Source organism: Sulfitobacter sp. SH24 (assembly GCF_965641895.1).
In the GTDB taxonomy this organism is placed as follows: domain Bacteria; phylum Pseudomonadota; class Alphaproteobacteria; order Rhodobacterales; family Rhodobacteraceae; genus Sulfitobacter; species Sulfitobacter dubius.
In genome coordinates this window covers 2,172,917-2,197,466 of record NZ_OZ282575.1, presented here as the reverse complement: position 1 = coordinate 2,197,466, position 24,550 = coordinate 2,172,917, and the positions used below count along the sequence as shown (strand labels likewise).

The 24,550-nt window shown below is 59.6% G+C and carries 21 protein-coding genes and 4 tRNA genes; 13 read left to right on the top strand and 12 right to left on the bottom strand.

Annotated elements, in window-relative coordinates:
- Positions 1-2 precede the first annotated feature (2 nt).
- The 8 genes from ACSQ16_RS13425 to ACSQ16_RS13390 form a co-directional block, all read right to left on the bottom strand.
- Positions 3-716 (bottom strand): DUF3307 domain-containing protein, encoded by a 714-nt coding sequence (locus ACSQ16_RS13425; RefSeq protein WP_243262790.1) that lies wholly within the window; start codon positions 714-716, stop codon positions 3-5.
- A gap of 126 nt (positions 717-842) precedes the next feature.
- Complete coding sequence (locus ACSQ16_RS13420; RefSeq protein WP_243262791.1) at positions 843-1,448, bottom strand: hypothetical protein; 606 nt, start codon at positions 1,446-1,448, stop codon at positions 843-845.
- 117 nt (positions 1,449-1,565) lie between these two features.
- Complete coding sequence (locus tag ACSQ16_RS13415) at positions 1,566-2,777, bottom strand: glycerophosphodiester phosphodiesterase family protein (RefSeq protein ID WP_435988561.1); 1,212 nt, start codon at positions 2,775-2,777, stop codon at positions 1,566-1,568.
- 187 nt (positions 2,778-2,964) lie between these two features.
- The gene (locus ACSQ16_RS13410) at positions 2,965-3,327 is read right to left on the bottom strand and encodes an SUF system Fe-S cluster assembly protein (RefSeq protein ID WP_093926522.1); all 363 of its coding nucleotides are present in this window, start codon (positions 3,325-3,327) and stop codon (positions 2,965-2,967) included.
- A gap of 95 nt (positions 3,328-3,422) precedes the next feature.
- Entirely contained in the window at positions 3,423-4,805 is a 1,383-nt protein-coding gene (gene rimK / locus ACSQ16_RS13405; RefSeq protein ID WP_243262793.1) for a 30S ribosomal protein S6--L-glutamate ligase, read from the bottom strand.
- Positions 4,806-4,873: 68 nt separating this feature from the next.
- On the bottom strand, positions 4,874-6,499 hold the full coding sequence (locus ACSQ16_RS13400) for a mechanosensitive ion channel family protein (protein WP_243262794.1): 1,626 nt from the start codon (positions 6,497-6,499) through the stop codon (positions 4,874-4,876).
- A gap of 127 nt (positions 6,500-6,626) precedes the next feature.
- Positions 6,627-6,902 carry an NfeD family protein gene (locus ACSQ16_RS13395; protein WP_243262795.1) on the bottom strand — a complete coding sequence of 92 codons (276 nt, stop codon included), beginning with the start codon at positions 6,900-6,902 and terminating at the stop codon, positions 6,627-6,629.
- Positions 6,902-7,780 carry an SPFH domain-containing protein gene (locus ACSQ16_RS13390; protein WP_093927220.1) on the bottom strand — a complete coding sequence of 293 codons (879 nt, stop codon included), beginning with the start codon at positions 7,778-7,780 and terminating at the stop codon, positions 6,902-6,904. The genes ACSQ16_RS13395 and ACSQ16_RS13390 overlap by 1 nt, the downstream gene beginning before the upstream one ends.
- A gap of 127 nt (positions 7,781-7,907) precedes the next feature.
- On the opposite strand from ACSQ16_RS13390, the gene tgt reads away from it, so the two are divergent.
- From tgt to ACSQ16_RS13345, 9 genes are all read left to right on the top strand, one after another.
- Complete coding sequence (gene tgt / locus ACSQ16_RS13385; protein ID WP_243262796.1) at positions 7,908-9,035, top strand: tRNA guanosine(34) transglycosylase Tgt; 1,128 nt, start codon at positions 7,908-7,910, stop codon at positions 9,033-9,035.
- A gap of 109 nt (positions 9,036-9,144) precedes the next feature.
- Complete coding sequence (locus ACSQ16_RS13380; protein ID WP_243262797.1) at positions 9,145-10,239, top strand: alkene reductase; 1,095 nt, start codon at positions 9,145-9,147, stop codon at positions 10,237-10,239.
- Positions 10,240-10,472: 233 nt separating this feature from the next.
- A complete protein-coding gene (gene lon / locus ACSQ16_RS13375) occupies positions 10,473-12,884 on the top strand; it encodes an endopeptidase La (RefSeq protein WP_243262798.1) in 2,412 nt (803 codons plus the stop codon).
- Between the two features lie 150 nt (positions 12,885-13,034).
- A tRNA-Val gene (locus ACSQ16_RS13370) sits at positions 13,035-13,109 on the top strand.
- 115 nt (positions 13,110-13,224) lie between these two features.
- The gene (locus tag ACSQ16_RS13365; RefSeq protein WP_243262799.1) at positions 13,225-13,806 is read left to right on the top strand and encodes a histidine phosphatase family protein; all 582 of its coding nucleotides are present in this window, start codon (positions 13,225-13,227) and stop codon (positions 13,804-13,806) included.
- Complete coding sequence (locus ACSQ16_RS13360) at positions 13,803-14,372, top strand: histidine phosphatase family protein (RefSeq protein WP_243262800.1); 570 nt, start codon at positions 13,803-13,805, stop codon at positions 14,370-14,372. Before ACSQ16_RS13365 ends, ACSQ16_RS13360 begins: the two co-directional genes overlap by 4 nt.
- Positions 14,373-14,413: 41 nt before the next feature.
- Positions 14,414-14,489, top strand: a tRNA-Val gene (locus ACSQ16_RS13355).
- 356 nt (positions 14,490-14,845) lie between these two features.
- Positions 14,846-14,922, top strand: a tRNA-Asp gene (locus ACSQ16_RS13350).
- A 151-nt stretch (positions 14,923-15,073) separates the two neighbouring features.
- A tRNA-Asp gene (locus ACSQ16_RS13345) sits at positions 15,074-15,150 on the top strand.
- A 126-nt stretch (positions 15,151-15,276) separates the two neighbouring features.
- On the opposite strand, the gene ACSQ16_RS13340 is transcribed toward ACSQ16_RS13345, so the two are convergent.
- Both ACSQ16_RS13340 and ACSQ16_RS13335 read right to left on the bottom strand, forming a co-directional pair.
- A complete protein-coding gene (locus ACSQ16_RS13340) occupies positions 15,277-16,647 on the bottom strand; it encodes a M20/M25/M40 family metallo-hydrolase (RefSeq protein WP_243262801.1) in 1,371 nt (456 codons plus the stop codon).
- A 79-nt stretch (positions 16,648-16,726) separates the two neighbouring features.
- Positions 16,727-17,809: a histidine kinase dimerization/phosphoacceptor domain -containing protein gene (locus tag ACSQ16_RS13335; RefSeq protein ID WP_167360193.1), complete on the bottom strand. Its 1,083-nt coding sequence runs from the start codon at positions 17,807-17,809 to the stop codon at positions 16,727-16,729.
- 222 nt (positions 17,810-18,031) lie between these two features.
- On the opposite strand from ACSQ16_RS13335, the gene hemA reads away from it, so the two are divergent.
- From hemA to ispG, 3 genes are all read left to right on the top strand, one after another.
- Positions 18,032-19,255, top strand: coding sequence for a 5-aminolevulinate synthase (gene hemA, locus ACSQ16_RS13330; protein ID WP_243262802.1), 1,224 nt, complete (start codon positions 18,032-18,034; stop codon positions 19,253-19,255).
- Between the two features lie 120 nt (positions 19,256-19,375).
- Positions 19,376-20,665, top strand: a complete 1,290-nt coding sequence (locus tag ACSQ16_RS13325) for a helix-turn-helix domain-containing protein (protein WP_243262803.1) — start codon at positions 19,376-19,378, stop codon at positions 20,663-20,665.
- Between the two features lie 87 nt (positions 20,666-20,752).
- On the top strand, positions 20,753-21,877 hold the full coding sequence (ispG, locus tag ACSQ16_RS13320) for a flavodoxin-dependent (E)-4-hydroxy-3-methylbut-2-enyl-diphosphate synthase (RefSeq protein ID WP_243262804.1): 1,125 nt from the start codon (positions 20,753-20,755) through the stop codon (positions 21,875-21,877).
- Between the two features lie 160 nt (positions 21,878-22,037).
- Here ispG and ACSQ16_RS13315 read toward each other — a convergent pair whose 3' ends face one another.
- On the bottom strand, positions 22,038-22,493 hold the full coding sequence (locus tag ACSQ16_RS13315) for a disulfide bond formation protein DsbA (protein ID WP_317406238.1): 456 nt from the start codon (positions 22,491-22,493) through the stop codon (positions 22,038-22,040).
- 35 nt (positions 22,494-22,528) lie between these two features.
- Positions 22,529-23,278: a DsbA family protein gene (locus tag ACSQ16_RS13310; protein WP_243262806.1), complete on the bottom strand. Its 750-nt coding sequence runs from the start codon at positions 23,276-23,278 to the stop codon at positions 22,529-22,531.
- Between the two features lie 96 nt (positions 23,279-23,374).
- Here ACSQ16_RS13310 and ACSQ16_RS13305 point away from each other — a divergent pair, with 96 nt between their 5' ends.
- Entirely contained in the window at positions 23,375-24,517 is a 1,143-nt protein-coding gene (locus ACSQ16_RS13305; RefSeq protein ID WP_243262807.1) for a pyridoxal phosphate-dependent aminotransferase, read from the top strand.
- The last annotated feature ends 33 nt before the right edge of the window (positions 24,518-24,550 follow it).

Sequence of the window (24,550 nt, the reverse complement as noted above, 5' to 3'; positions counted from 1 at the left end):
CGTCAGAAGGAATTCATTGCAGCCTTGGTGGCGAAGGCCGCGATAAGCGCCCAGCCAAAGGACGCCAGCGTGCCGATAATGACGTATTCGCTGATTTTCTGGTTCTTTTTCACCGTGTCGAACCGCAGAATCGATTTTGCCGCGATGAGAAAACCGATGCCCGCAGGCTCTCCAATCATAACCATGAGGAAAATCAACGCGCGTTCCAGCAAACCGATGATACGGCCCGCATTATCAAGCCCATCGGGCTGGGCCTGCGCTTTGTGGGGGAGCATAAGGCCACCCACCGCTGGGCCACCTGCAAGGGTGGCGATGATCAACCCCGCAATGAAGAGGGCGGGCGGAACAAGCGTTGTGCTATGGGCGGCCCAGATGCCGCTGGCAAAAGCCTCAGGCAGATAGAGGGCAAGGAGGGCGATGGTGACAAGATGCGCGGTCTGATCGGTGAGGTAGGGCCAAAGCCGCTCACGGTGCTGCGCAGGCACGGCGTAGGTTTTGACCGCGTCAATCGCGACATGAGCGAGGGCGAGAAAAGCGGCGGGGATGGGAGTACCGCCTAGGGCCAGTGCCGTCAGGGCAAAGACAATGATCCCATGCAGCAAAAGGACTTGTGGTTTGCGTTTGGCGGTGACCATCGCATTGGTTTGAAAGACGAAATCCGCTAGCAGATGGGCGAGCAGGCAAGCGAGGGCGGTGGCGATGGCCTGTTCGGTCATAGGGGTTCCGGCTGTTGGTGGTTGTTGTCATTTGAAAAGCCGTAGCGAGCAATGGCAAGGGTCTTTCTTTGCAGGAAATACAGGTTTATTTGGCTGTAATTGATAGTAACAGCTTGAAAAGGCTGTTTATTGCTCTTCCAGTACGTCGCAAACCTCCCGCAATTCATCAATCCCCGCCGCGTCGACATGGCCCTGCACGCTTTGCTGGGTGAGGTCGAACTGCTGGGCGAGGATGGCTTGTACAGGGGGCTCGGGGGCGAGCATGTAATAGGCGACATCGGCTTGGCGCATCGTCCAGCCGCGAACAATCCGGTCGGCAAGGGGGAGAGCTGCACGCAGGGCGACCGGGGTATCCGGCGCATTCATCCGCCGCGCGCGGGGCATCGTATCAAGTGCGTGACCGGAACGGACCAGCGCCGCCCCATCGGCGCGGGAGAGGTCATCGCCGGCGAAATGCGCATCTCCCAGCCCGATCCCGAAACGCGTGTCTGCGGTCTTGCCACAACGGCGCACGGCGGCGCGCAGGACGAGGGCCGCGCGAAAGGTGAACTGAGGCGTCACGGCCATTTGCCAGCCGTCACCGCGAAAGCGGGTCATACGTGTGGGCTGGTCTTGCCACGTTGCGACGGCGTCGGCGGCCTCCTCAAGACGGGTAAAAACCGCGTCCAATTCCGCGCGTGTCATCGCGGTGGATTTCACGATATCGCCGGTAAAAATTGCCCAAGTTTCCATGGCTTGCCTCTTGTTTCCAACAATGTCGCAGGAAGGCGAAACCCATGCAAGCCCAGCCAAAGAAAAGGGCCGCCCGGTGAAGGGCGACCCTGAAAGCGATCTAAAGTAGTGGGCGGATCAGAGGCCCATGCAGTTCGCATAATAGGTCACGGTCGCGGGCCAATCGGAGAAGACACCGACCACGCCCACGTCTTGGGCCAGCACATCCAGCGCCACCAGATAGTCGCTGTCGTCTTTCACAACGTCGCTGATTGATTGGAAGTACCAGCCGCCACCGGAGGCCAGCGGGCCGGAGCGTTCCAGCGTCCATGCGATCAGGGTCAGACCCGCCTCTTCCGCGGCCATGGCATAGTCAGAGCCCGCAATTGCGCCGTCCTTGTTGGTCATTAGCATGTTCAGCGATGGGGCGAGGTAATTCACGCCCTTGGCTTTCAGATCGGCGAAATCTTCTTTCCATGTTTCTGGGTTCTGCTCATCAAAACCATCGGACCATTCAACCAGATAGACGGCCTGCTTGCCGAATTCGGGCGTGTTCTCAACCCAGTAGAGCACATCGTCGAGATTGAAAGACTGCGGCCAGACGTCGGAGGCGGGGATGCCTGCGGCGACATATTCATCCACCAGTTTCTGCGCGTAGTCTTCCTGAGAGAAGCCGTCATGGGGCATCTCTACGGAGGGGGATTTAAGCTCTGGCGTGAATTTCGCACCGAGGGATTTGAACAGTTCGATCGATTCCGCATGGGTCATCAGATCGGCTTTGTCGCTGTAAAGCTCAGTGCGCCAATTCGCGACACCGCCCTGATAGTCCTCGGCGGTGGTGGCGGTCTTGTCCGCGCTGTCCATCTTGGGGGTCAGGGTGCGGAACTCTGCCAGAGTGATGTCAGAGGTGCGGCATTCGGCGTTGGCGGGCGTGTTGCCCGAAGCAGCGGTAAAGCCGGTGGTGCATTTCTCGGCCAGATCGGAGACGAGGATGTTCGTGGTGGTGTGCAGATCGTTTTGCGCGTGGCGGCAGACCAGCTCATGATCGGCAGTAAAGGTCACGTCGCATTCCAGAATGCCCGCGCCCATCCGCGCGGCGGCGACGTTGGATTGCACGGTATGTTCGGGGAACATCAGTGGCGCGCCGCGGTGGCCGATGGAGAAATCGGACTTGGAGGCATCTTGGCCCATGCAGGAGGCCAACTTGTCCTTCAGATCGCCGTCGGGCAGCTTATCGATAAGATAGGCTGGGCGGGGGCCGTATTCGACCGGTGTGGCGGTGGCGTGGGCCTCGGCCAGTGCCATGCCGGGCGCGAGGGCCAGAGCGGCGAGAGAAACAAGTGTACGCATAATGGTGTCCGTTCGTGAATGAAGTTCTGGGGCTTCTATGGGTGCCCTTTGTAACGGTTTCACGACGGTCTGATGTCAGTCAAATGAACTATGCGCCGGGGATGCATTCGGCGGGAAATGGCCAAAAGAAAACGCCGCCAATGTCCTGCATTGACGACGTTTTTTGTTCACTCTGCGGAACGGGTGCTTACATGAAGCCCAGTTCGAGGCGGGCTTCGTCGGACATCATGTCCATGCCCCAAGGCGGTTCCCAAACAAGGGCCACATCGACCTGCTTGACCCCCGCAATCGGTTCGACCGCATCGGCAACCCAACCCGGCATCTCACCCGCCACGGGGCAGCCGGGCGCGGTCAGCGACATCTTGATGTCGACTTCGTTTTCATCGTTGATGTCGATGGTATAGATCAGGCCCAGTTCGTAGATATTCACCGGAATCTCAGGGTCATAAACCGTGCGACAAGCCTCGACGATCTGCTCATAGAGCGGGTGATCGGTGGAAGAGGGCGCAATCAGCGGCGTCCCTTCAAGCGGTTGGGTCTGTTCGGTCATCTCTCGCCTCGCATCATTCTCGACATTTTATATAGGGATAGGGACGCGGGCCGTAAAGTGCGCGCGGCGCTGCGGCTACGGCAGCGCCATCCCCTTTACCCCGTTTTGCGCCGCCGCGCAGGCTGCGGTTTCACGCGGGCTTCGATCTCATCATAGACCTTACCGACGATATCCTTGCTCGTCGCCTTCTCGATCCCCTCGAAACCGGGGGATGAGTTGACCTCTAGCACTTTCGGTCCGGTTTCCGAGCGTAGCAGGTCGACCCCGGCGATGCCAAGGCTGAAGGCCCGCGCGGCGCGCACGGCGGTGTCGCGTTCCTCTTTCGAAATCCGCACCACTTTGGCCGAACCGCCCCGGTGCAGGTTCGAGCGGAAGTCGCCCTCCGCCCCGGTGCGCTTCATGGAGGCGACGACCTTACCGGCGACCACGAGGCAGCGGATATCTTCGCCGGCGGCTTCTTTCACGAAATCCTGCACGAGGAAGTTGGCGCGCAGACCCCGGAAGGCATCGATCACACTCTCGGCAGCCTTTTTGGTTTCGGCCAGCACGACGCCCTTGCCTTGGGTCGATTCCAGCAGCTTTACGATCAGCGGTGCGGTGCCCACCAAAGCCATCAGGTTTGAAGTGTCTTTGGGCGATGCGGCGAAAGCCGTGGTCGGCATGCCGATCTTTTTCGCGGCCAAGACCTGATGCGCGTGCAGTTTGTCGCGGCTGGCGGTGATCCCGGCAGAGCCGTTGACGCAATAGGTGCCGATCGTCTCGAACTGGCGGATCACGGCGGTGCCATAGGGGGTGATCGACGCGCCGATGCGCGGGATCACGGCGTCATAGCGGGGCAGGCGCTTGCCGTCGTAATGCACCTCGGGGGCCAGTTGGTTGATCGCCATATAGCAGCGCGTGGTGTCGATGACCTCAACCACATGGCCGCGGGCTTCGCCAACCTCGACCAGACGGCGGGTTGAGTAGTTATCTTCACGACTCAGAACGGCGATGCGCAGCGCGCGCTGTGGCGCAGTGTGGCGCAGGCTCGCGGTGTGGTAGACGTCATAGTTCAGGTCCGGCTGCAAACGCCGCTCGGTCGCGGAGATGTTGATGTGTTCCGTCAGCGCCTGACGGCCCAGCAACATGCGGCTTGTCATGCCCGCGCGGTTGGTCAGGGTGACATCGATAGGCCAGCTTTGGCCGTTCACTTCCAAGGTTGTGGCAATCACGAAACGATGCTCGGATTCGCCGTTGGAGGAGGTCACCTCGCGCCGGTCGATGATCGGCGCCGAACAGGTGATGGAGATGTCTTCGCGGCCCGAGATCGGGTGTACATTAAAGCGGACCTTGGGCTTGGACGCGGGGCCAAAGACTTCAATATCATGGGCATGCAGCGCTGAGGTGCGCGCGCCAGTGTCTACTTTGGCTTTGATCGCGGGCAGGCCAAGATCGGGCAGGGCGACCCATTCTTCCCAGCCAAATGTGAGTTTTTCCATTACCTGCTCCTTGGGTCATTGGTCTGCCTGCCTAACCTGCGGCAGGGATCGCTTCAAGCGGTGCTGTGTTACGGTTTGCCCATATCTGCAGGCGCGGGGGGCAACATGCGGACGTCGTCTTCTTTCTCCATCCGCGCTGCGGCGGCGAGGAGCTCTTCGCGCACGCGGCACTCTATATCCCAGAATGTCGCCGCGTTGTCGGTGGGCAGTTCAAAGCGCACCTTGATGCCGAATGCGTCTTGCTCAAGCACATGGACCTTGGCCTTGTCCATCGGTTTGACGTCATTAGGGTCTTCGCGGGCCAGAATGTCAAAGAACACGCGGCGCAGGGCGGCCACATCAGCATTCTGCGAAAGGGTCAGGATGATGGGGCGGACCATGGCATGATCCTCGATCGACCAGTTTTCAAAGGCGTCAGAGACGAAATAGCTAACCGGCACAATCAGACGCGTGCCGTTCCAGTTCAGCAGTTGTACATAGGTGAAATGGATTTGCTCTACTGTGCAGAAATGCCCTTCGAAGATCAGTTGGTCCCCGATCCGGGCGGAGCGGTTCAGCGCGATCTGAATAGAGGCAAGGATATTGCCCAGAACCTCACGCGCGGCGAAACCCAGAACGATGGTCACCGCACCAGCAGAGGCCAGCAGTGACAGGCCAATGGTGTTGTCTGCGTTGCTCGAGACAAGGATCACGCCTGAGGCCACCAGTACCGCGATCACGATCACCCCTTTGCGGGCAGCGGCGATCGTGGTGGCGATAGAGCGCATATGCGCGTTCATCGGATCGGCCAGCTCATAGGCGTTGTTGGGGCTGATCCGGTCAAAGATTTCGTCAAAGGTAAAGACGATGGCGAGGGTGGCAGCAGTCACATAGGCAATCAGCAAGATCGGGCTCAGCACCGCGTCGATGAAGCCGGATACAACCAGCACGCGGCTGGTGGCCGTGCCGATGATCGCGGCGCAGAGCACGATGGCGGCGGGCCAGCGGAAGGACCGCAGTACAAAACGCATCCAGCGGCGTTTGGCCACTTTGCCTAGACGGCGCATGAGGCCAAATGCGAACCAACCTGCGGTCAAGGCCACCACCAGCAACAGCGGCAGAAACAGCACCTCCCACAGATACATGCCCCAAAATGCCCGTATCCGAAGCCAATCGGGCAACATCGTTTCAATCTCCGTCGGCCCGTACTGGCCGTGAAGGTGGGGAATGTTATCAACGCTTTGCCGCGAGAAGACCCAGACAGGTTCAGCATCTTCGCCCGGTTTGATCCGGTTCAGCCGCAACGGCACGTCGTGACCACCAAGCTCCAAGCGGTCAATTAGCAGCGACCGTCGCACCCGCCCCGTGTCATTATCCTCGGCAGAGCCAGAGAGCCACCCGTCGGGCCGATCCGCCAGCCTGCGCCATGGCACGACGACCTTTCGTTCCATCAACACCGACAATTGAAAGGCGCGTTCTGCACCAACTACCGCCTGCTCGGATTGAGGCAGGTCCGATAGGTCCAAAATATGAGCCGCACTGGAGTAGTGGCCGTTGTCGGTTAGGTAGATAAAACTCTCAAGCGCGGCCATGGGGGTGCCGCGATCCAATATTCCGGGCGCGGGCGGTAGGCCGGGGTTCAGTTCGTTGGTTTGAAACCATCCCTCCTGTGCCTGACCCGTGGCAGCGCCGGAAAGCAGAGCCAGCGCCAGCACAAATGCCCCCGTAAGACGAGGAACCACAGACGCAAAAGCGCGTAGGAGTATGGCAAGCCGCTGCATGAATAGGGCAATGTAGCGGGGGTTTGCGCAAATCAAGGCTGCGCCGCCGTTTTGAATGGGTTCAGTTCTCGTTAATGTCGCGGGTCACGATCCGCGCCCCGCTGGATTGACGTTTGAACAATACGCGCAGCGCCATCCATGCGACCAGTGATAGAACCGCGAAAACCGCCAGCAGCAGCGCGACATTGCCGGGTGCCCAAAATGCCACGACCAATGCCATCGCCAAGGCGCCAAGGGCAAAGCCCAAGAAGATCGAGCCGGGAAGCAGCAACTCAACCACGCCAAGCGCCAATGCGGCGCAGACCCAGACCCACCAAAGTGTTAACCAAGCGGCCATCAGCCTTTGCCCTTAAGCAATTTGAACGCATCGCCAAAGGCTTCCAGTGCCTGCGCAGGAACCACAATGGTTTGAGTGCCCGACCCCTTGCCCATAGCGTTGAGGGCATCAACCTGTTTCAGGGCGATCTGGTATTGCGCCGCCTCCAGCCCGTTTTCATTGATCGCGGTGGCCACGACCTGCGTGGCATAGGCCTCGGCATCGGCCAGAATGCGCCGCGCCTTGGCGGTCTGCTCCGAGGCATAAAGCTCGGCCTCGGCGGCAAGTTCAACGGCGCGTTTGCTGCCCTCGGCTTCGGTCACCTGCGCACGGCGGGCGCGTTCGGCGTTAAGTTGCTGCATCATCGCGGCGCGGGTCGCGGCATCAAGGTTTACATCAAGGATCTCGGCACGGGTGACTTCGATGCCCCAACTGTCGACCGCATCTTCGACACTGGCCTTTATCGTGGTGATAAGCTGGCTGCGATTGGCCTGCACCTCGTCCAGATCCATCTTCCCGATCTCGGCCCGAACAATCCCGGCGACGGTGGTGGAAATGGCGCTGTCGACGTTACGGATGCGGTAGACGGTCTTCTCCGGCTCGGTGATGCGGTAAAAGACGGATGTGTCGACCTGCACAAGCACGTTGTCGCGGGTGATGGCGTCTTGGCTGGCAGTGGGCAATTGCCGCTCAAGGATCGAGATTTTATGCGCCACGCTGTCGATGAATGGCACGATCATATTGATCCCTGGGCCCAAGACCGCGCGCAACCGGCCAAAGCGTTCGATCACATGCTGTTCTGATTGTGGTACGATTTTTACTGATTTGAGGATCAGGATAACGACCAGCAGCGCCAGCAAAAGCCAAGCAAGGTTGTTCTCAAGCAGGCCGATCAGCATGTCTTCGATGTTCAAGATAATGGTCCTTTGACAGGTATAACTTTGTGCAATTCCCTGTATTTTACATTTATTGCATGTTCCACGCCACTGGTTTATCGCCCCAGTCGCAGCCAGAGAGGGCCAGAGTATGACCAGCACCGGATTCACCAAACACGCGCAGGACGGCAAGGCACGCAGCGGCGTGATCCAGACCCCGCGCGGCGAGATCCGCACGCCCGCCTTCATGCCCGTGGGCACGGCGGCGACGGTCAAGGCGATGATGCCCGAAAGCGTGGCCTCGACGGGTGCGGATATCCTGCTGGGCAATACCTATCACCTGATGCTGCGCCCCACGGCAGAGCGTATCGCAAAGCTGGGCGGGCTGCATAAATTCATGAACTGGGACAAGCCGATCCTGACCGACAGCGGCGGCTTTCAGGTGATGAGCCTTGCCGGGTTGCGCAAGCTGACCGAACGCGGCGTGACTTTTAAAAGCCATATCGACGGCTCCAAGCACGAAATCACGCCTGAACGCTCGATGGAGATCCAAGAGCTTTTGGGCAGCGATATCGTCATGTGTTTCGACGAATGCCCAGCACTGCCTGCTGATCGCGACCGTATTGCCAGCAGCATGCGCATGTCGATGCGGTGGGCCAAGCGCAGCCGCGAGGCGTTTGGGGACCGTCCGGGGCATATGCTCTTTGGCATCCAGCAGGGCGGGCTTGAGCAGGACTTTCGCCAAGAGAGCGCCGAGGCGCTGCGCGAGATCGGCTTTGACGGCTACGCGGTCGGCGGGCTGGCCGTGGGCGAGGGGCAGGAGGCGATGTTCTCCACCCTTGATTTTGCCACCGACATGCTGCCCGAAGACAAGCCACGCTACCTGATGGGCGTGGGCAAGCCGGACGATATTGTGGGCGCCGTCGCACGCGGCATCGATATGATGGACTGCGTATTGCCCAGCCGTTCGGGCCGCACGGGGCAGGTGTTCACCCGGATGGGCGTGCTCAATATCAAAAACGCGCGGCACATGGATGACCCGCGCCCCTTGGATGAGAATTGCAGTTGCCCGGCCTGTCAGAACTACTCCCGCGCCTACCTGCATCATGTTTTCCGCAGCCAAGAGATCATCTCGTCGATGCTGCTGACATGGCACAACCTGCAATATTACCAAGACATCATGGCCGGCATGCGCGAGGCCATCGCGGCGGGGCGGTTTACCCAGTGGCAGGCCGACTTCCACGCAGGGCGCGCGCAGGGCGATATCGACCCGCTCTAAGGGCAGGGCGGCGGCGTATTCTCACGCGAAATTGTGCTGACGGTCCTTGCTGCAACGCGGTCGGGTCTTAGGTGCCCTTGCACAGTCTATTGCAAGGAAAGGCCCGAATATGACCGAGAAGCTATTTACCCCCTTCACCGCCGGTGAGATTGTGGCCGACAACCGTCTGGTGATGGCCCCGCTGACCCGCAACCGTGCGGATAACGAGACTGGCGAAGTCTCGGACATGCATGTCGAGTATTATCGCCAGCGCGCGGGCGCAGGCATCATCATCACCGAAGCGACCCAGATTAGCCCCGAGGGGAAAGGGTACTTCCAAACCCCCGGCATCCATACCGACGGCCAAGTCGCCGCATGGCGCAAAGTGACCGACGCCGTGCATTCCGAAGGCGGGCGCATCGTGATCCAACTGTGGCACGTGGGCCGGATCAGCCATACCTCGCTGCAACCCGAGGGCGCCAAACCTGTCGCGCCTTCGGCCATCGCTGCTGGGGTGAAAACATTCACCGCCAATGGATTTGAAGACACTTCCGAGCCACGCGCGCTGGATTTGGATGAGATGCCGCGTCTGGTCGCCGACTATGCCCATGCCGCCGAAATGGCAAAGAAAGCCGGTTTCGACGGGATCGAGGTGCATGCCGCCAATGGCTACCTGCTGGATCAATTCCTCAAGACCGGCAGCAACAAGCGTGACGATGCCTATGGCGGCAGCGTGGAGAACCGCGCGCGGTTGCTGTTTGAGGTGCTGGATGCCGTGACAAAGGTCTGGGGTGGTGAGCGTGTGGGCCTGCGGCTCTCGCCCTTCTCGCCCGCCAATGGGATCGAAGACGCCAACCCGCAAGAGACTTTTGAGTATGTCGTCGAAGGGCTGAACCGCTACAACCTGTCCTATCTGCACCTCGTCGAAGGTGCGACAGGCGGCTCGCGCAAGCTGGACGACGGTGAGAGCATCGCCGCCCTGCGCCGGCTGTTCAAAGGGCCCTACATGGCCAACAACGGCTATGACCGCGAGATGGCGCTAGAGGCCGTGGCCAATGACAAGGCCGATCTGATCGCAGTGGGCCGCCCCTTTATCGCCAACCCCGATCTGCCGCGTCGGTGGCAGATGAACGGGCCGCTGAACAAGGGGGACACCGATACCTACTATGGTGGCGGTCGCGAAGGATTTACCGACTACCCGGCATTGGAACAGGCCAAGGTCTAACCTATCCGGGGGCGTCTGCGCGGCGCCCCTTGGCAAAGCGGCGCGGGAATGGCTCAAAAACAGCCAATCCCGCGCTTGCCTCCACCTCGCCAAACCGCGATGATGGCGGCTTAAAACCCCGCAAGGGATTGAAACAGGCGGATAGGATGCACACATGTCCTGTCCAGAAAAGGGGATGTCAGAGGCCGCCTATAACAGGGGCCCGGATGTCTTGCTAAGATAAGGAATTGAGCATGTTAGAGCCACTGAACGCATCCTACCCGGTGCTTCCGCTGCGCGACATCGTCGTGTTTCCCCACATGATCGTGCCGCTTTTCGTTGGCCGCGAAAAATCTGTCCGCGCCCTTGAAGAGGTGATGGCGGACGACAAACAAATCCTGCTGTCGAGCCAGATCGACCCTGCCGAGGATGATCCCGATACTGGGGGTATCTTTAAAGCGGGCGTGCTGGCCAATGTGCTGCAACTGCTGAAACTGCCCGATGGCACCGTCAAAGTGCTGGTCGAAGGTCAGGCGCGGGTGCGCATCACCGAATACCTTGAGAACGATAATTTCTTTGAGGCCCGCGCTGAGTATCTGACCGAGATGCCGGGCGATGCGGCCACCACGCAGGCGCTGCTGCGCACTGTGGCGGATGAGTTCGAGCGCTACGCCAAGGTCAAGAAGAACGTCCCCGAAGAAGCGCTCGCCGCCGTTGGTGAAAGCGCCGAACCCGCGCGTCTGGCCGATCTCGTGGCCGGTCACCTCGGCATCGAAGTTGAGCAGAAGCAGGACCTGCTGGAGACGCTCAGCATTTCTGAGCGGCTTGAGAAAGTTTACGGCCTGATGCAGGGCGAAATGTCTGTCCTGCAGGTCGAGAAAAAGATCAAGACCCGCGTCAAATCTCAGATGGAACGCACGCAGCGCGAATACTATCTGAATGAGCAAATGAAGGCCATTCAGCACGAGTTGGGCGATGGCGAAGACGGCAAGAACGAAGTGGCCGAGCTTGAAGCCCGTGTCGCTGAGACCAAGCTGAGCAAGGAAGCCCGCGAAAAGGCGGATGCAGAGATCAAAAAGCTCAAGAACATGAGCCCGATGTCTGCCGAAGCCACTGTGGTGCGGAACTACCTCGATTGGATGCTGTCGATCCCGTGGGGCGTGAAATCCCGCGTCAAGAAAGACCTCAGCCGAGCGCAAAAGGTGCTGGATGACGATCACTATGGCCTGGATAAGGTCAAGGAACGCATCGTCGAATACCTTGCCGTGCAGCAGCGTTCGTCCAAGATGAAAGGCCCGATCATGTGCCTCGTCGGCCCTCCGGGCGTCGGCAAGACATCTTTGGGCAAGTCGGTCGCCAAGGCCACGGGGCGCGAATTCATTCGCATCTCGCTGGGTGGTGTGCGTGACGAGTCCGAGATCCGCGGCCACCGTCGGACGTACATTGGTTCTATGCCCGGCAAGATCATTCAGGCGCTGAAAAAGGCGAAAACCACGAACCCGCTCATCCTGCTCGATGAAATCGACAAGATGGGGCAGGACTTCCGTGGCGATCCGGCTTCCGCGATGCTCGAAGTGCTTGATCCGGAACAGAACGGCACCTTCGTGGACCACTACCTCGAGGTGGAATATGACCTCTCGAACGTGATGTTCTTGACCACGTCGAACAGCTACAACATGCCCGGGCCGCTGCTGGACCGGATGGAGATCATCCCGCTTTCCGGCTACACCGAGGACGAAAAGCGCGAGATCGCCAAGCAGCATTTGGTGCAGAAGCAGATCAAGAACCACGGCTTGAAAGAGAAGGAGTTCAAGATCGAAGACTCCGCTCTGACAGGCATGATCCGTTACTACACCCGTGAGGCCGGCGTGCGGAACCTTGAGCGTGAGATTGCCAAGGTGGCGCGTAAGTCGCTGACCAAAATCGTTAAAAAGGAAGCCGAAAGTGTCACCGTCACCGGCGACAACCTTGAGGATTTCCTCGGCGTGCGGAAACACCGCTTCGGTCTGGCCGAGGAGAAAGATCAGATCGGTGTCGTGACCGGGCTGGCCTATACCTCCGTGGGTGGCGAGCTGCTGCAAATCGAAGCGCTGCGCCTGCCGGGCAAGGGCCGGATGAAGACCACCGGTAAGCTGGGCGATGTGATGAAGGAAAGCATCGACGCAGCGAGCTCCTACGTCCGCTCGATCAGCCCGAAGATCGGGGTGAAACCGCCGAAGTTCGACACGCTGGACATCCACGTCCACGTGCCTGATGGGGCCACACCCAAAGACGGTCCCTCGGCTGGCTTGGCAATGGTGACTTCGATCGTGTCGGTGCTGACGCAGATCCCCGTGCGGCGTGACATTGCCATGACAGGCGAGGTCTCACTGCGTGGTAACGCGATGCCAATCGGCGGCCTGAAGGAAAAGCTCCTCGCGGCCCTGCGCGGCGGTATCACCACCGTGCTGATCCCGCAGGAGAACGAGAAAGACCTGCCGGATATTCCGGATAACGTCAAAGAAGGGCTGACCATCATTCCGGTGAACCACGTATCGGAAGTGTTGGAACATGCGCTGGTGAGCAAGCCGAAGGCGATTGAGTGGGACGAAGCGGCCCAAGAAGCCGCCGAAGCTGCCGCGATAAAGGCCCGTGCAGGTGGCATGGATGTGACCACCACGCATTGAGCTTTTGCCCTTGCTGAAAGATAAAAACGCGCGCCTTCAGGGGCGCGCGTTTCTCGTTGGGGCAGGGGGTGCTAACCCCTTTCACTAGGGTTGTTTTTTGCGCAAACCCCTCTTGCATGCACCGCCGCAATTGGCTACTTCGCCCCGCAAGGGTGATTAGCTCAGTGGTAGAGCGCTTCGTTCACATCGAAGATGTCAGGAGTTCAAATCTCTTATCACCCACCATTCCTTTTTCTGACCTGATCGTTCACACCGTTACCGACCCCCATCGTTCCCTGCGCGGGGCTGGTCCTTATCGGGTCAACTGCCCTATACCATGGGTAAAAATGGCGGAGCGCATATGTCAGTACACCCGAAAATCTGGTTCCTTCGCCACGGTCAGACTGAGTGGAACCGTGCCTTCCGCTTGCAGGGGCATCTCGATTCCCTGCTGACCGCACAAGGTGTTGCAGAGGCCGAGCAGCAGGCCCGGCTGATGGGGCCGATCCTTGCGCAGAATCCAGATATCCTTGTGTCACCGCTGGGTCGTGCGCAGCAGACGGCGCGTATCGCGCTGAATGGTGCACCCTACCGTGACGATCCGCGTTTGATGGAAATTCACGCCGGGGAGTGGCAGGGCCTGTCCCGCGATGAGATTTTTGCAGCGCACCCAGACCTCGCCACCCGCGATCCGGCCCCCTTGGACATCTACGGCGCCGCCCCAGGTGGGGAAGGGGTCACCGCCTTTCGCGCCCGCATTCGGGAGGTACTGAACGGTTTGACCGCGCCGACGGTACTGGTTGCCCACGGCCTTTGGGGGCAGGTATTGCGCGCTGAGGTGTGCGGCCTTGATCTGGCCGATGCGGGGCGGCTCAGCAACCGGCAGGGTTGTGTTTATCTGCTAGAAGATGGCAGCGAGACCATCTTGGATACCCCTGCATGAGCCACTATCCGACCCTCTATATCCTTCGGCACGGAGAGACGGAGTGGAACCTAGCCAACCGGCTGCAAGGGCATTTCGATTCTTCCCTGACCGAAAAAGGCCGCGCGCAGGCTATGGCGCAGAACGCGATTCTGCAGCGCTGCGATTTATCTGGTTTTGCTGCATTTAGCAGTCCCCAGGGGCGGGCACTGACCACGGCGCAAATCGCGCTGGCGGGGATGGGTATTGAGGTCGGAACGGATGCGCGTCTTGGTGAGATCGGCATCGGCGCTTGGGCGGGCGAAAAACGTGAGACTTTGCTCCGACAGACCCCTGCTGCGCGTGATTCCTATGATCTGTACGAATATGCCCCCGAAGGCGAAGGATTCGCCGCCCTTTACCAGCGTTGCCTTGCCTTTCTCGACAGTTTGACCGGCCCGCATGTGCTGGTGACACACGGCATCACGTCGCGCATGTTGCGGCTTATTTTATTGGGCCAAAGCCCTGCCAGCTTGCGCGATATGCAAGGCGGGCAGGGGGTGGTTTTCTGCCTTGAGCATGGTCAGCAAAAAAGGCTGACATTATAGGGTTGAAGCCCGCCCCCACCTTGCGCTATGAGGTCTAAGTCGGGTCGTTAGCTCAGTTGGTAGAGCGCTTCGTTTACACCGAAGATGTCGGGAGTTCGAGCCTCTCACGACCCACCATCCCCCCCCCCCTTTTTCTGTATTGATCAGTCGGCTGCCACAGTTGCAGGTCCGACCGACGCCCGTCCGCGTCGCGGCAGTCTGGGACGGGCGTTCGAGCTTCTCACGAGTCGCGACCCTTGCCTCATTGGGGGCTTTGAGGCGGTTCCACGGGAGCCCGTGCTGCTTAGCCCGGTATCATAAACCTGTCTTTCACAGGATTACTGTTCCCCTTCATCGCCCCAAACTCTCACTGTATCCAACGACATACCCACCAAAGCGAAAATTTCGCATTTTCCGCGAAACCGCGCTTGACGGCAGAGCGGGCTCACCATAGAACACCCAAACGCTTCGGGGTGACCCGGAGAGTGCAGCGGGCGGTTGTAGCTCAGTTGGTTAGAGTACCGGCCTGTCACGCCGGGGGTCGCGGGTTCGAGCCCCGTCAACCGCGCCACCGCTGCCTGAAAAGGGGACCTCTCTGAGGTCCCTTTTTTCGTTTCTAAACCTTAGTAAATCAGCTGCAAAACTTCTTTTCACAAAGACGAATTTTCTCGCTCAAATACGCTTGACGCCCCCGGCCCCTTGGCCTATTCCGCCCACATCGCGCGGTTGTAGCTCAGCTGGTTAGAGTACCGGCCTGTCACGCCGGGGGTCGCGGGTTCGAGCCCCGTCAACCGCGCCACTTTCTCCTTTTCATAGTAGATATACACTGTGACCAAAGCGGTCGCAGCGGCGCTATGTGCCGGGGTTCTGGCGTTTCTTGATGGGGGTTGGTTTGGCGACCGGGCAGACCCGATCGCCAGATGGTTTAGGTCAGCGCATCAAGGATGCGGGCCCAAGAACGGATGCCTTTGTGAAAGCTTTCCATGTCGTACTTTTCATTCGGCGAGTGGATTTGATCGTCGTCTTTGCCAAACCCGACCAGCATCGGCTCTGTGCCTAGGATCTTTTGAAAATGCCCCGCAATCGGGATCGAGCCGCCGCAGCCGATATAGGCTGCTGGCACCTGCCATTCATCGCTCAGCGCTTTTCGTGCGGGTTCAAACATCGGATGGTCAATTTCCGCACCTGACGCTTGGCTGGCGCCGTGGCCGGAGAATTCGACAGTGCAATCCTCTGGCAGCATCTCGGTCACCATCTTGCGGAAGTTCTCGCGGATGGCGAGCGGGTCTTGGGTGCCGACAAGGCGAAAGCTGATCTTGGCGTGTGCCTCAGAGGGCAGGACCGTTTTGAAACCGTCACCGGTATAGCCGCCCCAGATGCCGTTCACCTCACAGGTGGGGCGGGACCAGATCATCTCTAGGGGCGTGCGGTCCTGCTCGCCCGCGGGTTTGCTGAGGCCTACGTCGCCAAGAAAGGCGGCATGGTCAAAGGCCAGCCCCTGCCACTGCGCTTCGAGATCTTCGGGCAGGTCGGGCACGCCGTCATAGAAACCGGGAATGGTAATGCGGCCCTCGTCGTCATGCAGCGATGCGATCACCTTGCTGAGCGCGCGGATTGGGTTCATCGCGATGCCGCCGTACATGCCAGAATGCAGGTCTTTCGATGGCGCGGTCACGGTCAACTCTTCGCCCAAAAGCCCGCGCAGCATGGTGACGATGGCAGGCGTCTTGGATTCGAACAGCCCGGTGTCGCAGATCATCGCCACATCGGCTTTCAACTCCTCGGCGTTCTCCTCCATGAACGGGACAAGCGAGGGCGAGCCGGATTCCTCTTCGCCCTCAAGGAAGAAGGTAATGCGGCAAGGCCAATCGCCCTTCACCTCTTTCCATGCGCGCAGGGCCTCGATGATGGTCATCAGCTGACCTTTGTCATCAGCAGCCCCGCGGCCACGGATCACGCGGCCCTTGTCGGTGTCCTCAATCGCAGGATCGAAGGGGTCGCGGTCCCAAAGGTTCAGCGGGTCGACCGGTTGCACGTCATAGTGGCCATAGAACAGGAGATGAGGCTTGCCTTCACCCACATGGCCCACAACCATCGGATGGCCCGGCGTGGCGCGTTTTTCGGCGTCTACACCCATGGATTTAAGGTCAGCCACCAGCCAATCCGCCGCCCGGTCACAATCCGCCTTAAATGCCGGATCGGTTGAGATCGACGGGATGCGTAGTAATTCTAGTAGGCGGTCGGTTGCGGCGGGCAGATCATGATCGATCCGGGCGAGAACGTCGTCGAGGGACATGGCTAATTTCCTTGCGCTTTGATTTCTGCGCGAAGGTATCAGGCGGGTAAGGCGTGTCCAGTGGCCGCAGGGCGGACACTCAGAAAGTAAGCGAGAGGCGGCTGCCCTCGGGGGTAAGCTTATGATCTACCTGTGCATCTAGCTGCGAGGCCGCTGCCGCCATTAAGGTCTGGCCGATGCTATCAGGCCTCTGTTTGCTCTCGCTTTTTGTGCCCAGCCCGTTGTCTTTGCAGGTCAGGTGAAAATGGCCATCCCGTAGCGCTAGATCAATCGTGATATGGCCGGGAGTTGTGCCGGGAAACCCGTGTTTGATCGAATTGGCGGCAAATTCACTGATGATCAGGCCCAAGGACGACGCCACATTGGCACGCAGCAGAGCTTGGTCAGCTGTGTAGCTGATTTTGATATGATCCGGCGCGGTTTGCTGTAAAAGCCCCGCGACCTTGTCGAGGTATTTTTCTGCATCCACTTCATCGCGCCCTCCGCTTGATTGAAGCTCGCCGTGTAGTGTTGCCATGGCGTTGACCCGGCGCTGGATGCTATCAAGCACATCGATCGTGGCTTTGTCGTCCAACTGCCTCGCGTGCAGCCGAACCATCGCTGAAAGTGTCTGCAGTGAGTTTTTGACGCGGTGATCCGCTTCGCTCATCAATACAGCCTGACGGCTGAGCGAAAGGCGCAGGTCAAGCTGCTTCATCACCTGACGGGCCAGCACGGCGACGGCCTTGCGTTGATGTGCGCTCAGCGCGCGGGGTTTGTTATCAAGGATGCAAAGCGTGCCCAACGGCAGACCATCGGGGGCCACCAGCAAAGCACCAGCGTAAAAGCGCAGCCCGTTCCCATCGCCCGCCGTGCAAAGCGGATTGTCCGCCATGCGCGGGTCTTCTAACGTGTCCGGGATCTCTACGAAGGGCGCTTCGAGGATGGCGTGGGAGCACAGCGATGTATCCAGTGGAGTTTCGCGCGCGCCAAGGCCAACCTCCGCTTTGAACCACTGGCGGTCCTTGTCGATCAGGTTGATTACCGAAATAGGTGCGTCGCAGATCTCTGCGGCAAGCTCGACGATCTCGTCAAACTCCGCCTCGCGCGGGGTGTCGAGGATGTCATAACCATAGAGCGTCCGAAGGCGCTGGTCCTGCTGGGGGTGGGGATTGGCGCGCAAAACAATGGCCCTTTCTGGGTTTGTTCTTGAAAACATGAATGCGTCCGAAAATACAAGCAAACAATCACAAATCGCCCTCGGATCCGCGCCCATACCTGCGACAGTTCGCCCCGCAGGCGTCACCCGATAAGAGATTGAAGCTTTGGTCTCAAATCTGTAATCATTCTAAAAGCTGAATATGGAAGGGGTCCTTCCTGTCGCGCCAAAAGATGGAGACGCGCAATGGACTATAACGAGAAGCTCGACGCGGCGATTGCGCGCCTGCATGACGAAGGACGCTACCGGACCTTTATCGACATTGAGCGCCGTAACGGCCAGTTCCCCCATGCGGTCTGGACCAAGCCCGACGGCAGTCAGCAGGACATCACCGTTTGGTGCGGCAATGACTACCTCGGCATGGGGCAAAACCCTGTGGTGATCGAGGCGATGGAAGAGGCGTTGCGGTCAACTGGCGCAGGCTCTGGCGGCACGCGCAACATCTCTGGCACGACCGTTTATCACAAGCAGCTGGAGGCTGAACTGGCCGACCTGCATGGCAAGGAAGCCGCGCTGCTGTTTACCTCGGCCTATATTGCTAACGATGCCACGCTTTCGACGCTGCCAAAGCTCTTTCCCGGTCTGATCATCTATTCCGACGCGCTGAACCACGCCTCCATGATCGAAGGGGTGCGCCGCAATGGCGGGGCGAAACGCATTTTCCGCCACAATGACGTGGCCCATCTGCGCGAGTTGATGGAAGCTGATGATCCTGCAGCGCCCAAGTTGATTGCTTTCGAATCGATCTACTCCATGGACGGTGACTTCGGCCCGATCGAAGAGATTTGCGATCTCGCGGATGAATTCGGCGCGCTTACATATATCGACGAAGTGCACGCGGTGGGCATGTACGGCCCACGCGGGGCAGGGGTGGCAGAGCGTGATCGCCTGATGCACCGCCTCGACATCATCAACGGCACGCTGGCTAAGGCCTACGGCGTGATGGGCGGCTATATCGCGGCCTCGGCAAAAATGTGCGACGCGATCCGCTCCTATGCACCGGGGTTTATCTTTACCACCTCGTTGCCGCCTGCGGTGGCGGCTGGCGCGGCGGCCTCTGTCGCCTATCTTAAGCGTGCGCCAGAGCTGCGCGAGAAGCATCAGCAGCAAGCTAAAGCGCTGAAATTGCGTCTTAAAGGTTTGGGCTTGCCGATCATCGACCATGGCAGTCACATCGTGCCCGTCATGGTGGGCAACCCGGTCCATACCAAGCTGCTGTCGGACATGCTGCTTGAAGATCACGGCATCTATGTCCAGCCCATCAACTTCCCAACTGTGCCGCGCGGAACGGAGCGGCTGCGCTTTACCCCGTCGCCCGTGCACGGGCCCAAAGAAATGGACGCCCTCGTTCGTGGAATGGACACGCTCTGGTCTCATTGTGCGCTGAATCGTGCCGAAGCTGCTGGATAACGCAGCGCTATTCGTGTTTTGCGTTGTCTTGTGGTAGCCTTTTGTCAAGAAAAGGCTACATCCGAATCGTTGGGGCGTGTTTGGATCAAAGCTACAGGCTAACTGGGACAGGGCATATTGATGATCGGGCGTTGGGCCTCCAAATCCGCTGAGGACGAAACAGTCGAACCCAAAGGGTTCGATGCATTCGAATTGCGGTTGGGGGATGTCATGCGCGGCGAACGCGCGACGCTTGGCAAATCTCTGCTCGACGTACAGCGCGAATTGCGCATCAAAGCCTCTTATATTGCTGCCATCGAAAACTGCGATCCCGGTGCATTTGATACGCCCGGCTTTATCGCGGGCTATGTGCGATCTTATGCACGCTATCTCAACATGGATCCCGACCGGGCTTTTACGGCCTTTTGTAAGGAATCCGGTTTCGCGGTTGCGCATGGCATGTCCGCCGAAGCCTCTGTTGTCAAAAAGCCGAGTTTTGAAGAGCGGCGTAAGTCCCCGAAAGAGGCTGATCTTTTTGCCCGCCCCAACACGCCCTTCGTGCCCACGGGCGACGGTTTGCTCAGCCGGATTGAGCCGGGTGCCGTCGGCTCTTCGCTGGTGCTGATCGCGCTGATTTCTGCCATTGGGTTTGGCGGCTGGACCGTGCTGAAAGAAGTGCAGCGTGTGCAGGTCGCGCCTGTGGATCAAACGCCTATCGTCCTGTCAGACCTTGATCCGCTGGACGGCGCATTGGCCCGCGCCCCTGATACTGACGATGATTCCGCTGCCCCTCAAAGTGTCGAAAGCCCCCGTGCCGATGCGCTTGACCGGCTTTACCGTCCGCAAGCGCTGGACGTGCCCGTTCTGGTGGCCCGTGATGCGCCGATTGCGTCTATCGATCCGCGTTCCGTTAGTAATTTCCCGACCCCCGACCGCCCGGATACACCGGGGCAGGGCACCGCTGTGGCTGAGAATGGCACGATAAATGACGCCATCGACGAAGCCCTGATGCTTGCCAATGCTGACACCGGCCTGCCCAGACCGCAGGTGGTTGAGCCCTTGGGCGACAAGGTGCGCATGGTTGCGGCCTATCCCTCTTGGGTGCGGGTGCGTGCGGCTGATGGCACGGTGATTTTCGAAGGCGTGATGAACAAGGGCGACACATGGGATATCCCCGTCACCGAAGAGCCGCCAACCCTGCGCACAGGCGAATCCGGTGCGCTCTATTTCGCCATGGCGGATGGGTGCTTTGGCCCCGTCGGACCACGCGGCGCGGTCACATCCAACGTCCCGCTGCATGCGCAGGCGCTGGCCGAGCTGTATCAGCCGGTCGATCCGAAGGCAGAGCAATCCCTCAGCCGGATGTTTGCCGATCTTGAAGGTTCGCTTGACCCTTCCGCGCTGGCGTCAATGCCCTGTCAGGGCAGCTAAGCGCGCGGGTCTTCGCTTCCCATTGCACATGAGGCCCCGGCTGAATAGGTAGGGGCCATAGCCCCTGATCCCGCGAAAGGTGTCTTCATGTCGCTTCATTCCATTCGCCCTTGGCGCGATATTCCGCGTCGAAAGTCCCGGCAGATCATGGTGGGCAATGTGCCGGTCGGGGGGGATGCGCCGATCACCGTGCAGACGATGACCAATACGCTGACAACCGATGTGGCTGGGACCATCGCGCAGGTACAAGCCGCCGCAGATGCAGGTGCGGATATCGTGCGGGTCTCGGTTCCGGATGAGGCGTCCTCCAAGGCGCTGCGAGAGATTGTCCCTGAAGTGTCTGTGCCGATCGTCGCGGATATCCATTTTCACTACAAGCGCGGGATCGAAGCCGCCGAAGCCGGTGCCGCCTGCCTGCGGATCAACCCGGGCAACATCGGCGATGAGAAACGTGTGCGCGAGGTTATCAAAGCTGCGCGGGACCACAATTGTTCTATCCGCATCGGTGTGAACGCTGGCTCATTGGAGCGGCACCTGCTTGAGAAATACGGTGAGCCTTGCCCCGATGCGATGGTGGAAAGCGGGCTGGATCATATCAAAATCTTGCAGGACAACGATTTCCACGAATTCAAGATTTCCTGCAAAGCGTCCGATGTTTTCATGGCTGCGGCCGCGTATCAACAGCTTGCTGATGCTACCGACGCCCCCATCCACCTTGGCATTACCGAGGCGGGCGGCTTGATGTCAGGCACGATCAAATCGGCCATCGGTCTGGGCAATCTGCTGTGGAGCGGCATCGGCGACACCATTCGCGTTTCGCTCTCTGCCGATCCCGTCGAAGAGGTGAAAGTCGGCTACGAGATTCTTAAATCCCTTGGCCTGCGCCATCGCGGCGTGAACATCATCTCTTGTCCCTCCTGCGCGCGGCAGGGGTTTGATGTGATCAAAACCGTCGAAGCATTGGAAAAGCGCCTCGAACATATCAAGACGCCCATGAGCCTGTCGATTATCGGCTGTGTGGTGAACGGCCCCGGAGAGGCGCTGATGACCGACGTCGGCTTTACCGGCGGTGGGGCGGGGTCCGGTATGGTTTATCTCGCGGGCAAGCAAAGCCATAAGCTCGGCAACGAGGGCATGATCGAACATATCGTCGAGCAGGTCGAGGAACGTGCTGCGCAGATCGAGGCCGAGGCGGTGAAGGCGGCGGAATAGGCTGGTGGCTGAGCCGCTGGCCGGGTGCTGGCGGACAGGGTGCGCTGCGGTACTTTTAAAAGGATGAAGATGGGAATGGGGTGTGCGAACCGTGAGGGGCGCGCTTTGTTTTATGCTGGAAGGTACTTTGTAATCAGTGGGTTGGCGGGGGCTGCTAATGTTAGTTGGGGGCGAGGTGTTTTTCGAGGACCACCGGCGGCATGTGGCCGTTGAGGATCAACTCGGGCAGAACATAGAAGGGGGCTGCGTCGAGACCTAAGGCGGCGGCCCAGCGGGCCGATTGGGGTGCCTGTAAATCGTGTTGGATGAAGGTCAGTCCGTAACGCTCTGTGATTTCGGTCAGATCTTTGATTGCTGCGTCGCAGGTATTGCAGTCCTTTGCGGTGAAAAGCGCCACAGCGTGACCTGCCAGAAGGTCAGGGGCAAGGCGTTCGAGCAGGGTCAGATCGTCCTGAATATATTGCTGCATTTCGGACCGGGCGGGCTGTGGCTCTGCCAAAGCCCGAGCGATGACATCGCCATTCGCCAAGATGGCCGCGCGCATTTCGGCGTTGAAGGCTGCGCGCGCGGTAGGGCCGAGCGCGCTGAGATCATCGGCCCAGGCAGGCAGGGCCATTGCAAGGGCCGCCATGGCTGCCGGAGCGCGCATCTTTAGCCGCGTTTTTCTTCCACCAGTGCCATCATCTGATCGTAGGGCAGGTAACCGCGCAGCATTTCATCTTGCATCACAAACGTGGGGGTGCCGGTGATCTGCAGCTTTTGCGCCAAGGCGCGGGTCTGGGCGATTTCTTGGGTGACTTCATCGCTGTCCATCTTGGCCTCGATCGCCGCGACATCCAGTTCAAAGCTTTCGCCCAAACGACGCAGCGCAGGCAGGGAGACTTCGCCGTTGAAGGCCATCAGCGCGTCGTTCAACTGCTTATATGCATCATTCCCCGCGACCTGTTTGGTGGCCACGGCAAAGCGCGAGGCCAGCAGGGACTGATCGCCGAGGATTGGGAACTCCTTGACGATGAGTTTGATATTGCCGTCAGTTTCCAGCAGCTTGGCCACTTCACCATGGGCGCGCTTGCAATAGCCGCAGCGGTAGTCGAGGAATTCGACCAGCGTGATGTCCCCATCAGGGTTGCCCCCGACCCAAGAATACCCATCGTCAAAAATCTCATCGGCGTTGGCAGTGACCAGATCGAAATCCGCCTGCATCTGCGCTTGGGCCTGGTTGTTTTGCATCTGCTCAACCGCCTGAAGGATCACTTCGGGGTTTTCCATCAGATAGGCGCGAACTTCGGCGCGGAACTGGGCGCGCTCGGCGTCAGTCAACTCAGTCAGGTCCATGGCCACGGCGGGGCTGGCGAGGGCCAGTGCGCTGGCAAAGGCAGGGGCGACGAGGCGGGCGAACATGGGCGGTCCTTTCGGTAAAGCTGCGAAATAGGGGCCAAGGGTTGACGCCCGGCATCAGGCGCGGTGAAAGCACATGCCGAGAGTAGGAGCAAGCCCATGCGCAATTCAACCCGATCTGCCGTTGATCCCTTTATCGTGATGGACGTGATGCAAGCCGCCAGTGCCGCCGAAGAAGCGGGCCGCCACATCATTCATATGGAGGTCGGGCAACCCGGCACAGGCGCGCCAAAAGGGGCGGCTGAGGCGCTAACCAAGGCCATGGGCGAAGGGGCTTTGGGCTATACTGTGGCGCTCGGTTTGCCTGCGTTGCGCGCAAGGATCGCGCAGATGTATGGCGAATGGTATAACGTCGATCTCGATCCGGCGCGGGTGGTCATCACCCCCGGATCCTCGGGCGGGTTTTTGCTGGCCTTTACCGCGTTGTTTGATTCCGGTGATCGCGTCGGCATCGGCGCGCCGGGCTATCCCAGTTACCGTCAAATCCTGCGGGCCTTGGGTATGCAGCCAATTGATCTGCCCGCCGCACCAGAGAACCGCTACCAGCCTGTGGCGGCGGATTTCGCGGGGCAAGACCTGCGCGGGTTGCTGGTAGCCTCACCTGCCAACCCTTCGGGCACCATGCTGGACCGCCCGGCGCTTTCGGCGCTCACAGATGCCTGTGCGGCCAATGACATGTCCTTCATCTCGGATGAGATTTACCACGGTATTGAATATGACAAGAAGGCCGTGACCGCGCTGGAGGTCACCGATGATTGCTATGTCATCAACTCATTCTCCAAGTATTTCTCCATGACCGGGTGGCGCGTGGGTTGGATGGTGGTGCCCGAAGATCAGGTGCGCGTGGTTGAGCGGATCGCGCAGAACATGTTCATCTGCGCCCCCCATGCCAGCCAGATTGCGGCACTGGCGTCCATGGATTGTGATGATGAATTGCAGGCCAATCTTGCGGTCTATCGCCGCAATCGGAATCTGATGATCGACGGGCTGAAAGAAGCCGGATTCACTGATATCGCGCCGCCTGATGGCGCGTTCTATGTCTATGCTGATGTTTCGCGTTTCACCGATGACAGTCGCGCTTTTGCGGCCGAGATTTTGGAAAAGGCGGGTGTCGCTGTGACCCCCGGGCTCGATTTCGATCCGGCGCGGGGGCATAATACATTGCGCTTTTCCTACGCGCGCAGCACGGCGGATATGGAAGAGGGCATCGCCCGGCTCAAAGCTTTCATGGCTGCACGCTGAACGCTGGTTTGCCCGCGCGGCAAATGGTAGAAG